The sequence below is a fragment of the Streptomyces sp. NPDC054842 genome (assembly GCF_053611025.1).
On sequence record NZ_JBSGZN010000009.1, the window covers coordinates 134,670 to 148,874 of the forward strand.

General features: G+C 75.3%; 12 protein-coding genes. 3 read left to right on the top strand and 9 right to left on the bottom strand.

Annotation, left to right across the window (positions count from 1 at the left end; genetic code table 11):
• Positions 1-45 precede the first annotated feature (45 nt).
• The gene (locus ACWGIS_RS09835; protein WP_453361865.1) at positions 46-1,131 is read right to left on the bottom strand and encodes a S1 RNA-binding domain-containing protein; all 1,086 of its coding nucleotides are present in this window, start codon (positions 1,129-1,131) and stop codon (positions 46-48) included.
• Positions 1,132-1,586: 455 nt separating this feature from the next.
• Here ACWGIS_RS09835 and ACWGIS_RS09840 point away from each other — a divergent pair, with 455 nt between their 5' ends.
• The 3 genes from ACWGIS_RS09840 (at position 1,587) to ACWGIS_RS09850 (ending at position 4,411) form a co-directional block, all read left to right on the top strand.
• Positions 1,587-2,180 carry a toxin-antitoxin system, toxin component family protein gene (locus tag ACWGIS_RS09840; protein WP_453361914.1) on the top strand — a complete coding sequence of 198 codons (594 nt, stop codon included), beginning with the start codon at positions 1,587-1,589 and terminating at the stop codon, positions 2,178-2,180.
• Positions 2,177-3,394, top strand: a complete 1,218-nt coding sequence (locus ACWGIS_RS09845) for an MAB_1171c family putative transporter (RefSeq protein WP_453361866.1) — start codon at positions 2,177-2,179, stop codon at positions 3,392-3,394. Before ACWGIS_RS09840 ends, ACWGIS_RS09845 begins: the two co-directional genes overlap by 4 nt.
• A gap of 96 nt (positions 3,395-3,490) precedes the next feature.
• Positions 3,491-4,411, top strand: a complete 921-nt coding sequence (locus tag ACWGIS_RS09850; RefSeq protein ID WP_453361867.1) for an ATP-grasp domain-containing protein — start codon at positions 3,491-3,493, stop codon at positions 4,409-4,411.
• On the opposite strand, the gene ACWGIS_RS09855 is transcribed toward ACWGIS_RS09850, so the two are convergent.
• Genes ACWGIS_RS09855 through ACWGIS_RS09890 form a run of 8 tightly spaced genes read right to left on the bottom strand, consistent with a single transcriptional unit; the run spans position 4,392 to position 14,161 of the window.
• Positions 4,392-4,997 (bottom strand): hypothetical protein, encoded by a 606-nt coding sequence (locus ACWGIS_RS09855; RefSeq protein ID WP_453361868.1) that lies wholly within the window; start codon positions 4,995-4,997, stop codon positions 4,392-4,394. The two genes, ACWGIS_RS09850 and ACWGIS_RS09855, sit on opposite strands and share 20 nt — an antisense overlap.
• Complete coding sequence (locus tag ACWGIS_RS09860) at positions 4,903-5,781, bottom strand: FkbM family methyltransferase (RefSeq protein WP_453361869.1); 879 nt, start codon at positions 5,779-5,781, stop codon at positions 4,903-4,905. The genes ACWGIS_RS09855 and ACWGIS_RS09860 overlap by 95 nt, the downstream gene beginning before the upstream one ends.
• A complete protein-coding gene (locus tag ACWGIS_RS09865) occupies positions 5,778-6,011 on the bottom strand; it encodes a Trm112 family protein (protein WP_453361870.1) in 234 nt (77 codons plus the stop codon). Before ACWGIS_RS09865 ends, ACWGIS_RS09860 begins: the two co-directional genes overlap by 4 nt.
• On the bottom strand, positions 6,008-6,910 hold the full coding sequence (locus tag ACWGIS_RS09870; RefSeq protein ID WP_453361915.1) for a hypothetical protein: 903 nt from the start codon (positions 6,908-6,910) through the stop codon (positions 6,008-6,010). The genes ACWGIS_RS09865 and ACWGIS_RS09870 overlap by 4 nt, the downstream gene beginning before the upstream one ends.
• Positions 6,911-6,925: 15 nt before the next feature.
• The gene (locus ACWGIS_RS09875; protein WP_453361871.1) at positions 6,926-7,660 is read right to left on the bottom strand and encodes a methyltransferase domain-containing protein; all 735 of its coding nucleotides are present in this window, start codon (positions 7,658-7,660) and stop codon (positions 6,926-6,928) included.
• Positions 7,657-8,985: a condensation protein gene (locus ACWGIS_RS09880; protein ID WP_453361872.1), complete on the bottom strand. Its 1,329-nt coding sequence runs from the start codon at positions 8,983-8,985 to the stop codon at positions 7,657-7,659. Before ACWGIS_RS09880 ends, ACWGIS_RS09875 begins: the two co-directional genes overlap by 4 nt.
• On the bottom strand, positions 8,982-13,457 hold the full coding sequence (locus tag ACWGIS_RS09885; protein ID WP_453361916.1) for an alpha-(1->3)-arabinofuranosyltransferase domain-containing protein: 4,476 nt from the start codon (positions 13,455-13,457) through the stop codon (positions 8,982-8,984). Before ACWGIS_RS09885 ends, ACWGIS_RS09880 begins: the two co-directional genes overlap by 4 nt.
• A complete protein-coding gene (locus ACWGIS_RS09890) occupies positions 13,454-14,161 on the bottom strand; it encodes a class I SAM-dependent methyltransferase (RefSeq protein ID WP_453361917.1) in 708 nt (235 codons plus the stop codon). The genes ACWGIS_RS09885 and ACWGIS_RS09890 overlap by 4 nt, the downstream gene beginning before the upstream one ends.
• Between the last annotated feature and the right edge of the window lie 44 nt (positions 14,162-14,205).

Below are 14,205 nucleotides of genomic sequence, written 5' to 3' on the forward strand. Positions count from 1 at the left end.
TGGGCTGGTCTGGGCTCGTCTGGGCTCGTCTTGGTCTCGTTCCTACTACACCAGTGCCAGGGAGATCCGCCGCAGTACGAGGTTGATGCCGACGATCTCGACGGTCAGCTCGTCGCCCCGCCGGGGCGGGGCGGGCAGGGTGGCCAGCGCGTCCTTGTGCACCAGCCCCTGAAGCCCCTCGGCGACCCGCACGAACACCCCGAACGGGGCGACCTGGGTGACCGTCCCGCGCACCACCCGCCCGAGCCCGTCCCGGCCGAGCGCGGCCATCGGGTCCGGCTGGAGCGCCTTGAGGGAGAGCTGCACCTGCTGCCGCTCCGCGTCGATGTCCAGCACCTGCGCGGTGACCTCCTGGCCGACCCGGACCACGTCGTTCACCGAATCGACGTGCCGCCAGGTGAGTTCGGGGACGCGGACGAACCCCTCGATGCCGTCGAGGTCGACGAACACGCCGAAGCGGGGCGTGTGGGTGACCACGCCCCGGCAGATCTGGCCGCGTTCCAGCGCGTGCAGCCGGTCGGCGGCCGGGGGTCTGCGGGTGCCGACCACCGTGCACAGGTCCGGGGCCAGCCGGACCTCGGTCGCGTGCAGCAGCGGATGGTTCAGCCAGTGCAGCCGGGCCCGGTCCAGGACGCCCTGGTGCAGCGGCGGCCAGCTGGTGGCCGGCGTGAAGTCGTCCACCACGATCGTGCCGCCGGGGGAGAGGAGGGGGAAGAGCCCGGCCGTGCCGTCGTCGTGCCGCTTGCCGTGGCCGCCGCCGTCCAGGACCAGCAGGTCGTACGGGCCGTGGTCGCCGATCCGCTGCCACCCGCCGTGCACGATCCGGACGTCGGGCCGGTCGGCGAAGACCCCGGCGGCGACCCGCGCCCGCCCGGCGTCCCGCTCCACGCTGATCAGCTCGACGCCCTCCCGCGCACCCGACGCCAGCCACGCCATCCCCACGCCGCACCCGGTGCCCGTCTCGCCTATCCGGTACCGGGCGCCGCCCGCCAGCAGTTGGAGCAGCCGCCCCTGTTCGGGCCGGCACGAGTGCGTGAAGCCGTGGCGCCGCGCGGCGGCGACGGCCCGCTCGACGAGCGGGGGCAGGGGCTCCGTGAAGCGGTCGTACGCGTCCGTTCCTGAGATCGCCATGACGCGATCGTGCCCCGATCGCGGCCGTCCCGACCCGACCGGGGCAGCGATCGCGCCACCCGGGCACGGGCGGGCCGGCCGGGCGTCCCGCGGCGGTTCGCCGGGGGTACGTCGACCATCGGCCGCCGCCCCGTGCGGTTCCGGCCGTGTCCGGCACGGAGTCGCCCGGGAGGCATGGCGCGGGCCGGACGGGGCCCGTAGTCTCGGCCTTCAGCGACACTTGACGGGTCAACTGCCGGGAGTCCATGAGTGAGTGAGTGCCTGCCCTCTCCCGCCGGGGCGCCGGAGCCGGCCGGCCCGGGCGGCCGGACGGCCCTGCCCGTGCCCGACGGGCGGCCGGACGGTGAGGAGAGGCGACGGTGAGAAACCCCCGCGGAAGAGGGACGTTCGCCTCCCGCGTCCGGCGGGCGGCGGACGCGGTCGCGGCGCTGCTCCCGCCGAGGGCCGACTCCGAGATGCGCGCGCTCGCCGCCGAGCTCGTCCGCGCGCTGCGCGGCCGGCTCGATCCGCCGGTCGACGTGCGCGAGCTGGCCCGCGCCCTGTGCGCGGAGGTGAGCAGGCGGCGCGACGGCCGCCCCGTCGAACTGCGCTTCGAGCGCTTCCCCGACGAGATCGAGGTGACCGGACTCTGGCTCCAGTTCCAGGACTTCGACCTCGTCATCGTCGAGGAGCGTGCCGAGACGGTGCAGCAACTGGTCATCCTCGGACACGAGTTGTGGCACCTGAAGGAGGGGCACCGCGACCACCACGTGATCGGCGCCGCCGCGGCGGCGCGCGCCCTGTCGGGCGGGACCGGCCCCGAACCGTCCGGTGACGCCGACGTGCGGGCCCTGCCCGGAACACCCGGCTGGCCCGGGGCCGCGCTGACCGTCGCCGCCCGCAACGGCTCCCACGAGGCCGAGGAGGCGGAGGCCGAGGAGTTCGGCCTGCACCTCGCCAGCGCCTTCCGGTCCTGGGTGACCCCCGGCGCCGAGGGCCCCGCCGACCCGGTCGGCCGGGCCATCCAGGCGTCGCTGGGCTACCGCGACCCGAGGAGCGGACCGCGATGAACCCCGCCGGCCTCCTCGACGGGATGTCCATCTCGTTCTGGATACCGCTGGCGGTCCTCGGCGTCGCCCTCGCGATCAGGCTGCCCGGCATCATCAAGCTCTGGCAGGACCCCTGGCTGCGCGCCGTCGGCGGTCTGCTCCTGCTGGCCTGCGCGATCTTCGTCTTCGCCGCACCCGCCACCATCACCTGGACCAACCGCGTCACCGGCGTGCCCAACGTCTCGGCGCCGGTGGTCTACACGCTGCTCACCGCGTTCTGCGGCTCCTGCCTGCTGCTGGTCCTCGCCTGGCGCAACGGGCTGTCCGAGCACTCCCCTGGGACCCGGCGCGCCACCCGGTGGGTCGTCGCCCTCTACACGGGCGTGATCGTCGCGCTGTGGACGCTGTTCGCGCTCGCCGACGTCCCCGACGAGCGGGTCCGCGACCTCGACACGTACTACGCCACCACGGCCTTCATGCGCGAGGAGATCCTGCTCTACCTCCTCGCGCACACCGCCGCCGGCCTCGTCACGTTCCGGGTGATCCGGAACTGGATCCGCACCGGCGGGCTCGGCCCGTGGCTGCGCGGCGGCCTGAGGTTCCTGGGCGTCGGATACGCCATGAACCTCCTCTACGACGCCGCGAAGCTGTCCGCGGTCCTCGCCCGCTGGACCGGCCACGACCTGGACTGGCTGAGCACCGACCTGGCACCGCCCGTCGCCTGCGTCTCCGCCGTCCTGATCGCGGTCGGCTTCGTCCTGCCGCACACCGGCCAGTACCTCCAGCGCCGTATGGGCGTCCGGCTCAGCCACTGGCGGCTGCGCCCGCTCTACCGGCTGATGCGCACCGTCACGGACGGGCGGGTGGCGTTCAAGCTGCGCGCCGCGCCCGAACTGCGCCTGACGCGCCGCGAGACGTTCATCCGGGACGGACTCCTCCACCTCGCCCGCCACCTCGACGAGGGCCTGCGCCGCCGTGCCCACGACGCGGCGCTCGCCCAGGGCTTCGGCGAGAGGGACGCGCGGCTCCTCGCCCACGTGGTGGCGGTGCAGGACGCCGTCGAGACCCGGAGGCGCCGCCGCGTCCGCGACGCCGCCCGCTCGCCCGGCAGCCCGGACGTCGAGGACCTCCTCGCGGAGATCGAGGCGGTCTCCCGGACCCTGCGCAGAACCGGCGACATCCGCGCGGTCCGGGACGGCGCGAGCACCGTGCCGGACCGCGTCCCGGCCTCCTGACCGGCCGCGGACGCCGGGAGACCGCCGCTGTTTCCGCTGCCAGGACGCTTGTTAGCCTGCGGCTGGACCGCCGGAACACTTGAGGATGGAGCCACCGTGGCCCGCACCACAGTCCGTGCCCGAGTCGCACTCGTCACCTACCGGCCCGGCGAGGGCGGCAACGCCGACCGGGACCTGCCCGCCCTGAAGGAGGCCCTGGAGGACGCGGGCGCGCACGCCGTCGTCGCGTACTGGGACGACCCGGAGGTCGACTGGGCGGCGTTCGACCTCGTCCTGATCCGGTCCACCTGGGACTACAGCTGGCGGGTGGCCGAGTTCGTGGCGTGGGCGGAGCTGTGCGGGAAGCTGACCCGGCTCGCCAACCCGGCGGACGTCGTGCGCTGGAACACCGACAAGCGCTACCTCGGGGACCTCGCGGCGGCCGGGGTGCCGGTGGTCCCGACCCGCTACGTCGCCCCGGGCGAGACCTTCGAACTCCCCGAGGACCACGAGTTCGTGGTGAAGCCCACCGCCGGCGCGGGCGCCCGTCTCGCCGCCCGCTACACCCCCGCGGAACGGGAGACGGCCGCCCGGCAGCTCGCCCGGATGCACGCCGAGGGCCTGACGGCGATGGTGCAGCCCTACCTGCCGAACATCGACGTCACCGGGGAGCGGGCGCTCCAGTTCTTCGGCGGGCGCTTCCTGCACGCCAGCCGCAAGGCCGCCGTCCTGGAGCCCGGGACGCCCTACGACGGGGTCAAGGTGCCGCACCCGCAGCTCCAGGACTGGGAGGTGACGCCCGCCGAACTCCTGGTCGCCGAACGGGCGCTGGCCGCCGTCCCGGACGCCGTCGTGGCCGCCGCGGGCGGGGAGGGCGCCGCCCCCGAACTGCTCTACGCCCGGGTCGACCTGGCCGACGGCGACGACGGCGAGCCGCGGGTCATGGAACTCGAACTGGTCGAGCCGAACCTGTTCCTCTGGCTGCACCCGGAGTCGCTGCACGTCGTCGCGGAGGCCGTCATCCGGGCCGCTCGCTGACCGCCACCCGTTGCAGCAGCCCCCAGGTGAACTCGGCGGCGCACGACCGCGGCACGCCCGATCCGTCCCGCGCCGTGAACGCGAGCCCCCAGCGGGTCGGCGCGCTGCCCTGGAGCGGGCGCGCAGGGGCGAAGGCGCGGGCCGCCTCGTCGACCGTGCAGGACCAGGGGCGCAGGTCGTCCAGCGTGCGCAGCGCGGGGCCCGCGGCGCCCGGGGCCCGGACCAGCCACTCGTTCCAGGCCACGCCGTTCGGGGCGAGCAGCACCTCGAAGCGCAGGTCCGGCCAGAGCGGGACCGGCCAGAGAAGGGCCTCGCAGTCCAGGTCGCCGATCCTGCGCTCCTCGGCGGACTCCGGGGCGCCGAGGACGGAACGGTAGCGGCCGGCGGCGCCCCTTGAGCGCGGGGAGCGCAGCATCGCCTGCCAGCGGCGGTTGGCCTCGCGCATGTCCGCGAGGGAGGCGCCCAGCTCGTGCCGGGCGTCCTCGACCAGGTCAGGGTTGTGGTCGGCCATGCGGCGCAGCAGGACCAGCTGGAAGTCGAGGGGGGTGAACGGGGTGGCGGGTCGTCTGTCCGGCATGGGACCCATCGTCGCGTACCCGGTCCCCGCCCGGACGGCGGCCGTCCGGCAGGAACAGCACCGAGTTCACGTACCGGGGCCCGCGCCACGGCAGCACCCGGCGCAGCAGGCCGCGGGAGACCACGTGCGCGGTGCGGGCCTGGTGCTCCTCCAGGGGGAAGCCGGCGAGCGGGCGCCAGGTGTCGCCGGGCAGCACCCAGCCCGCGTACCCCCGCTCGGCGAGGTGGGAGACGACCGGGGCGACCGGCTGGATGCGGGACTCCAGCTCGACGAAGAGGGCCGGGCGGTCGCGGGCCAGCAGGGCGTCCGCGCCGCGCAGGACCGCCAGTTCGTTGCCGTCCACGTCGATCTTGACGAAGCCGACGCCGCTCAGCTCCAGGCTGTCCAGGGTGACGCAGGGGACCTCGACGGCACGGGCGTGGATGTCCCGGCGGACCAGCGAGGACACGCCCCGGTCGCCGGGGTCGCCCGCGGGCAGCCACAGCCGGGCCGTGCCGGTGCGGTCGGAGGCGGCGGCGGTGATCACGCCGACGCCGGGGAAGCCCGCCGAGGACACCAGCCGGGCGAGGTGCGGGACCGGCTCCACGGTCACCACGCGCCGGGCCCGCCGGGACAGCAGCCGCGTCCAGGGCCCGTACCAGCCGCCGACGTCGACCGCGGTGTCGCAGTCCGCCGGGCACAGCTCGGCCAGCCGCGCCAGTTCGGGCTCGAAGCGCGGGTAGACCAGCCGGGCGCCCGCGGCGACCAGGCGCACCGGCAGGAACGGGGCGAGGCGGGCGGCCAGCGTGGTCATGGCGCCATCCGCCCGAGCAGGTCCTCGTGCTCGTCCTCGGTGACCTGCTCCCCGGAGGACGGGAGCAGCTGCGGGATGCCGTCGACGATCGGGTAGCGGCGGCGCAGACGCGGGTTGTAGAGCGCCTCCTCCGCCGCCGCGGCCTTCGACGGGTCGGCGGCGAGCAGGTGCAGCGGCCCCTTGTCGAGCGGGCAGGCCAGGATCCTCAGCAGCGGGTCGTCCGGGTTCACGGGGTCAACTCCTTGGCGCCGGCGATGGGTCGGGGAGCGGTGTCGTGCTTGGGCATGACCAGCAGGACGGAGACCGCGAGCGCGGTTCCCGCGAGGCGCAGGGCGAGCCGCACCGGCTCGTGCGGCAGCGCCTCGCCGAACGCCAGGGTCCCGAGCACCGCGGTGAACAGACACGTCACGGTCGTGCAGACCGGCACGATCAGTGAGGCCCGGCAGCGCTGGAGCGCCGCCTGCGACATGACCAGGCCGAACACGCCGGTGAACAGCAGGAGATACGGGTACGGCGAGCGCAGCAGCCCCAGGGCCGCCGAGCCCGGCCCGCGCGTCGTCAGGTAGCCCGACACGCCCTTGATCGCCAGGGAACTCACGCCGTACAGCAGGCCCACCGCGACGCCGTACTCCACTCCGGTGGTCGGCATGCGGTGCCGGTGGCGGGCCCGGCGCTCGGCGGAGCCGTACAGCCACAGGCCCGCCGCCAGCGAGGGCACGCAGACCAGCAGGATCAGCGGGGCCGGTGCGCCGCGGCCGACGGAGTCGGAGTCCTCGCTCAGCGACAGCACCACCATCAGCAGCGCGGCGAGGATCGCGCCGAGCGCGTACCGCTCCCGGCCGGTCGTCTCCTCGCCGAGCAGCCGGGCCGAGAGCAGCACCAGCAGCACCAGGCCGGAGACGAAGATGCCCTGCGCGGCGGCGATCGGCAGCGTGCGGTAGACGGCGAGCTGCGCCCCGAACCCGGCGGCCAGGGACAGCGAGCCGCCGATCCACAGGGGTGAGCCGACGACCAGGCGCAGCAGGCGGGCGGGGCGGCGGATGTCCACCTCCGGCAGCGCGGCGAGCGCCCGCTTCTCCAGGACGAATCCGGTGCTGTACAGGACGTTCGCCAGCAGGGCCGCGGCCACTCCCCACCACATCGGCTACGTCCTTCGCGCGTGCAGCAGCAGGATCGAGGACGCCGAGGGGACGGCGCAGGCGAGCCGGTCCAGGGGCCGCAGCGGACGCGGTACGCCGTGGAACGGCGCGCCGCGCAGCGCCACGACCTCGAAGCCCGACGCGGCGGCGAACTCCCGCAGCGCGCGCGCCGTGTACAGGCGCAGATGGCCGACGACCTCCCGGCCCGGACGGCCGTGGACCGCCCGCAGGCTCACCTCCGAGAACACCGGCTGCACGCCCGCGAGCAGCAGGGCCCGGTTGTACCAGGCGGCGAGGTTCGGTGTGGAGAGCATCAGGTGGCCGCCGGGGCGCAGCACCCGGTGGATCTCGTCCAGCGCGGCGTCGGGGTCGACGAGGTGCTCGATCACCTCGCTGAACAGGACCGCGTCGGCCGCCCCGGTCGCGAACGGCAGCCCGCCGTCGCCGAGTTCACCGCGCACGGCGTACGGCAGCCGGGCGTGGGCACGCCTGAGGGCGTCCTGGGACCAGTCGACGCCGACGAGCCGGTGCCCGGCGAGGTAGGGGGCCGCGGTGGCGGCGGCGGTGCCGTCGCCGCAGCCGATGTCGAGGACGGTGCGCGCGCCCTCGGTGGCCGGGCCGAGCGCGGCGGCCAGCATGCGGGCCTGGCGCAGGCTGCGGGGGGTGCCGGAGGCGACGGGGACGGCCGGGTCCTCGTAGAAGTCCCGCAGGTCCCGCCGGGCCGGGGCGGTCGTGGTCACGTGCCCTCCTGCGTCGCGTGCAGACACTGCTCGAAGAGGTCGCGCAGGTGGGCGCCGTCGCCGTGCCCGAGCAGCGAGCGCGACCAGCGCAGGGCAACGTGGAGGCGGCCGGCGGTGGACGCGGTCGTGACGGTCAGGCCGCGGGGCATGCGGGCCGGCGCGGAGAACCAGACCGCGTGCGCGCGGCCTGCGTCCTCCCCGAAGTCGAGGGAGTACGGGATGCGGCCGATGTTGCTCAGCAGCGTGGTGGACGTCCACGGTGCCACGGCCCGCCGGAGCCCCCGGGTGGCGGCGGCCCGCCAGGCGACCGGCACCACCGGGGCGGTCAGCAGCGCCGCCCCGTGGCCGAGTTGGGGGCGCGGCAGGGACTTGAGGGCGCGCGTGCGGTCCGCCGTGCGGCGGAGCAGTTCGCGCATGTGGGCCGGGTCGGGTTCCTCCGGCCCGAACGGCACCTCGACGAGCCGGGTGCCGTTGCCGATCGGCATGTCCGTGCCCCGGGGGCGGTCGTCGACCGGCATCGTGATGCGCAGCGGGCGGGGACGGGCGCCGTGCTCCCGGTTCCAGTGGGTGATCATCAGGGCGGTGGCCGCCATCAGCTGGTCGTTCACCGTGTAGGGGGAGCCCTTGGGGCGGCGCGGGACCGGCAGTTCGGTGACGAGCAGGCCGTTGCCGGGCGAGGGCTCGGGCGTGCCGCGGGCGACCCTGGCGGGCGGCGCCCAGCCGGTGGCGGCCTGCGGCGCGGCGGCGGGCGAGGGGTCGGGGACGCGCACCGGCGGCGCGGCGGGGGCGTTGTCCCGGCCGCCGTACAGCTCGGCCGCGGTGGCGAGGACGCGCAGGCAGGCGGGGCCGTCCAGCGCGGTGTGGTTGACGGTGAGGACCAGGACGGTGCCGCGGGAGCCGCCGTCGCCGTCGTCCTCCTCGACGACCTCCAGCCGGATCGGGGGCGACGCGGACAGCGGCGGGGAGTTGTCCAGGGCCCGCTGTCGCGCGTGCTTCAGGGCGTCGCGGCCCGGCGGCGGGAAGGCCACCACCTCGACGTCCGGGTCCCCGGTCAGCTCCCACTCGTAGCGCCGCCGGTACCAGGGGCCGGCGGCCTCGCGCATCAGGATGCGGGGGTGCCGGCGCAGGGCCGCCGTGAAGGCCGCGGTGAGACGGGACCGGTCGAGCCGGCCGGGCAGATGGACCTCGATGTGGACGGTCTCCGGCTCCTCGCCCTGCTGGCAGTGCCGGGCGATCTCGTCCACGACGGGGAACGGCACGCGCGCGGGGGACCGTCCGGGAGGACCGTTCGTGCCGTCCCGCGCCGGATGCTGCACAGCGGTCATGTGGCCTCGCCCTTCCCCGTGTCGTCCTGGCGGTCCGTGTCCTCGGAGGGTGCCGCCGCCGGCCGCGGCTTGCGGAAGCCGATCCGGGCGGTCGGCGGATCGGCGTCGGGCCGCGGCGGCGCCTCCGGTACGGAGGAGGCGTCGGCGGGCGCCCAGGGCGCGGGCGGAGGCGGCGGCGCCCCGCCGCCCTCCCCGGGTCCGCTCTCGGCGTGGGTCGCGGGCGGGTCCCCGCCGGTGCGGCGGGCGTCCGTCCCCGGGCCGTCGTCCTCGCCCCTGCGGCGGCGCGGCAGGGGAGCGGTGGGGGCCTCCGACGCCGGTGGCGCCTCCCACCGCGGCGTCGGGCCCGCCGTCCCCGGCGCGGTCTCCCGGACGCTCACCAGCGCCGCGAACAGCGCGGTCAGTGCCAGCAGTTGGGCCACCGGGTGGAAGGCGCCCGCGTCCGCCCCGGGCGGTGACCCGGCGACGGTGGCCGCGGTGATCCCCGCCCCGGTGAGCGCGAGGAAGGCGACCGGCACGAGCAGGGCGTGCCGCTTCACGGCGAGCAGCGCCAGCAGCGGCACCAGCAGCGCGAGGAACCCGGCGATCACGACGCCCACGAGCGTGAGCGCGACCACGCCCAGCCACGGGCCCGGACCCGGCGGCACGGGCCCCGGCTCGTCGGGATCGGGCGAGCGGCGGCGCCACAGGACGAGCCCGGCGAGCAGCGCCACGGCGACCGCGCCGCCGATCAGCCCGGCCTCGTAGACGGTCGAGGGGCCGTACGACAGCTTGACGGTGCCGCCCGCGCCGGCCGGGATGCGCCAGCCCTGCTGCCAGCCGTCGAGCCGCACCGGCGTGAGTTTCCGGCCGTTCAGCGTCGCCTCCCAGCCGTCGTTGGCGTTCTCGTACGTCGTCAGGTAGGAGGCCGCGCCGGCGCCGACGGTGAGCTCGCGCCGGTCGCCGAGCCAGTCGCGTACGCGCAGCTCACGCCCTGCGGTGGACGCCTCCGCGACCGTCCCGTGGGTCAGCGTCACGTCGGTCACGGCGAGCGGCCCCGCGTCCCCGGCCTCGACGCGGTGGGAACCGGTACCGAGTTGCAGTGCCGGGTCCGCCGAACCTTCCTGGCAGAGCGTCAGCTCGACGGGCCGGCGCTCGGTCAGGTCCCGTACCGTGCCCTTCGCGGCCGTCTCGTACAGCTCGCCGTCGACCGCGAGGACCGGTCCCTTCCCGCACGGGAGCGAGAAGGTCCGGGACGGCGAGGGCTGCCGGGTGCGGTACTGGTCGAGGGCCGGGATGTACGCCTCGGTGAGGCCGACCGGCAGTTGCAGGTCGTCGTCCGCCACCGGGTTGTGGACGGTGAGCGGCGCGCTCTCCGTCACCGTGATGTCGAGCCGGTCGGTCGTGATGGGGTCGAAGCGGGCCCAGCCGTTCTCGTCGACCGCGGCGATCACGGCGCCGTCCGGGGAGCTGACGCTGATCTTCGTGGGCCGGGTGGACAGGCCGCCCGCGGGGGCCAGCACGATCGAGCCGACCGCCTGCTTGTCCGGCCAGCGCAGGTGGATGACGGGACTGCCGCCCGCGATCCACGCCGTCGTCAGGTCGCCGTCGGTGAGGTTGCGGGCCGACAGTCCGCTGCCGAGCCGGGCCGTGGAGTCCGCCGTGGCGACGATCCGGCTCCGCTGCCCGGGCGCGACCTCGTAGAGCAGCCGGTCGAGTTCCTCGCCGGGGACGGGTACCGCGCTCGCCCGCACCTCGTAGCTGCCCGCGGCGGAGGCCGTGAACCGGCGGTGCAGGCCCGTCTCGGTGCCCGTCGGGGACAGCCCGGTCGGGTCGGACGTGCGGTGCAGCGAGACGATCCCGGCGGCTGCGTCCGAGCCGGCGGCGTCCGTCGGGAGCCGCAGCAGCCGGGTCACTTGGACGTCGGGCAGGTCGATCTCCGAGAAGCCGGCGCCGGTGAGGCCGGGGTGCCGCGCGGTCGAGTCGACGATGGTGACCTTCAGCCAACTCGTGGCACCTGCGCGGGCCTTGACGCGCTGGGTCATGCCGTTCGGCTGGAGGAAGCTGGTCGCGGAGCCCTTCTCCGTCTCGATCCGGACCCGGGTGGGCGCCGACCGCACCCCGTCCTGCGGCAGCGGCGTCACCCGGAACGACGACGGCACGTCCACGGAACCCGTGAACCCGATGCGCAGCCACTGCCCGTCGGCCGAGTCCGCCGCGCCCTCGGCCCAGGCGGTGCCGGGGTCGCCGTCGAAGGCGTTCACGGGGTCGTACTGGGGGAGGTGGAACAGCCAGTTGCCGCTCGACGAGGCCGTCACCGAGCGGGCGCCGCGCAGCTCGGCCACCGTCTGGTGCTCCACGCCCGTCACCGGCAGGATCTGGTGCGGCTTCCGACCCGCGTCCTGCGCGCTGTCCTCGTCGTTGCGCTGGTCACGCGTGTACGTGTACGAGGTGTTGGAGTTGACCAGGCCGAAGCGGGTGTCGGCGCGGCGCAGCCCGTCGCCGAGCACCTGCACCGGCGGGGTGCCGAGACCGGGGTGGTTGTCACCGGTCAGCACCGCGGCCCTGTTCCGCATCCCGGGGTCGGCGGCCAGCGGGAGCAGCGCCTCCGGTCCGCCGGAGACGACGGCGGTGTCGGCGACCGCCTTGAGTCCGGCCTGCCCGGGCCGCGGCACGTCCGCGTCCGCCGGCTCGTAGATCTCGACGGCGCGCTGGCGCGGGTACAGGCCCTCGACCTGCAACGGGGTGTCGTCCGCGATCCGGCCGCCGGTCGTCACGGGCCCGAGGCCGGTGACCCGCCGGTACCCGGACTGTTCCAGCGTCCGCTTCACGGTCGCGGTGGGGACGTGGCCGAGCTGGTCGGGGTCGAGGTCGTTGCGGACGACGACGTAGTACAGGCCGGCCCGGCTCAGGTAGTCGGCCAGTCCCGGCACCTCGGCGCCCGTCATCAGGGACTGCTCCACCGCGTCCATGGCCCGGCGGTTGCCCGGGGTGCCGAAGGGGACGTAGTCCCGCTGTGCCCAGCGGGTGTCGGCGAGGACGTCGAGCGGCTGGTCGATGGGGGAGCCCCACGTGTAGATGCCGTGCGCGGTGGCCGGCACGACGAGGGCCCGGGAGTCCGGTGAGTGCTTCTCCAGCCAGTCGGCCGTGCTCTGCCAGTACCGGGGCAGCTCCCGGAACGAACCCGGGTTGAGGATCGACCCGTTGAGATACGGCCAGGCGAGCCCCGGCAGGATCAGGACCGCCACGGCCAGCGGGGCGAGACGGCGCCCGCGCACCCGGCGGGCCCCGCGCTCCGAAGAGGCGACGCCGACCAGATGGGCCAGCCCCAGCACGAGCGCGAGAGCGAGCCCCGTCTGGAACTTGTAGATGTTGCGGAAGGGGACGAGCCAGCCGTTCAGCCAGTCCTGGACGGTGCCGTGGAAGGGCGCGCCGAACGAACCGCCGTACCCGGCAAGGGTGATGAGGGCGACCGTCAGCACCGTCAGCACCAGCCACCGGCGCTCGGGCAGGTCCCGTCTCGCGAGACCGGCCAGGCCGAGGGCCGCCGCGAGCGCCGAGCAGAGGACCACGGCCACCGAGGAGACGACGGTCCAGCCGGCCGGCAGCCAGGCCTCGCCGAAGTGCAGATAGGCGACCCAGTTCCCGGCGCCGCGCAGGGTCTCGGTGGCGGACATGGTGGCGGTCGTGGTCTGCGAGGTCTCCACGTACGGGAGGAAGTTCTCCCCGTAGACGCCGAGCAGCAGCAGGGGGACCACCCACCAGGCCGTCGCCAGCAGCACGCCCGGCACCCACCAGGCGATGAGCTTGCGCTGCCGGGGCCCGCGCGGGCGGGAGAGCAGGTACAGGCCGACGGGCAGCAGGGAGGCCAGGGTCGCGGCCGCGTTCACCCCGCCCATGAAGGGGACGATCAGCGCCGAGCGCAGGGCGGCGATCCGGGCGGCGTACTGCTCGTCCGCCAGCGGCAGCAGCACCCACGGCAGGAAGGCGCCCGGCAGGGCGGCGGCCGAGGTGGAGCCGACGACGATCGTGAACACCGGCCACAGCGCGTACGCCGTCGCGGCGAGCAGCCGGGACGCGGGCGTGCCGACGCGCAGCCGCTCCGCCAGCCGCAGCGCGCCCCAGAAGGCGACGGACACGACGACCGACAGCCACAGCCGCTCCGCCAGCCACACCGGCAGGTGGACGAGCTTGCACAGCCCGTAGAACGGCAGCATCGGCCAGGCGTAGCCGACGTACTGGTCCTGGATGCCGCCGAAACCGCCCCGGTCGTGCCACAGCTGCCCGAGGTCGGAGAGGAACTGCCAGGGGTCCAGCGCGACGCCGAGCTTGGTGTCGAAGGTCGTCCGGCCGGGGTGCACGGCCAGGAACAGCACGAACACCACGGCCCAGAACCCCAGCAGCCACCGCCGCGACCGCGGACCCTCGGGCGGACCGGAGGCGGTGGCGGCGGGGCGGACGGCTGCCGGGGGTGGGGCCTGGACCGTGCTCGTCATGGTGGACACCGCCGGAGGATGAGGAGGAGGTTCCAGGTGGCGAACTCGCGCAGTCCCGGCGCCTTCGCGACGGCGGACGCGAGGAACGGCCAGTAGCGGGAGCGCGCCGAGACGACCGTGACGTCGTCGCGGGCGCGGACCTGCCGCAGGGTGGAGCCGATGTGGACGGCGAAGAGGTTCTCGCCGAGGGTGTGCTTGGCGGGCCTCCCGGTACGGCGGCGGTAGCGGGCCCGTGCGCGCTCGGCGCCCAGGTAGTGCCAGGGCGCCCACTCGTGACCGCCCCACGGGGAGAGCCAGTTGGTGAAGGAGACGTAGATCAGCCCGCCGGGCCGGGTCACCCGCACCATCTCGCTGAGGAAGGTCTGCGGGTCGGCCACGTGCTCCAGGACGTTGGACGAGAAGCAGACGTCGGCGACCCCGTCGGCCAGCGGCAGCAGGTACCCGTCGGCGACGACCGCCCCGTCCGGCGGTTTGCGGCCCAGCTCCGCGACGTCGGGTTCGAAGAGGTACGCCTGTGCGCCGCGGCGGCGGAACTCCGCGGTGAACCAGCCGCCCCCGCCGCCGACGTCCACGACGGTACGGCCGCGGACGGGGCCGTACGCCTCGACCTGGTCGGCGGCGTCGCGGGCGAGCAGCGAGTAGCAGGCGGCGGGGTCGTCCTGCTCGTGCAGAAAGGCCCGGAAGAGAGCGAGGGACCTCCGCAGGGAGGGGTCCTTGAACCCCGTACGGTGACGGGCCTCTGCGGGGG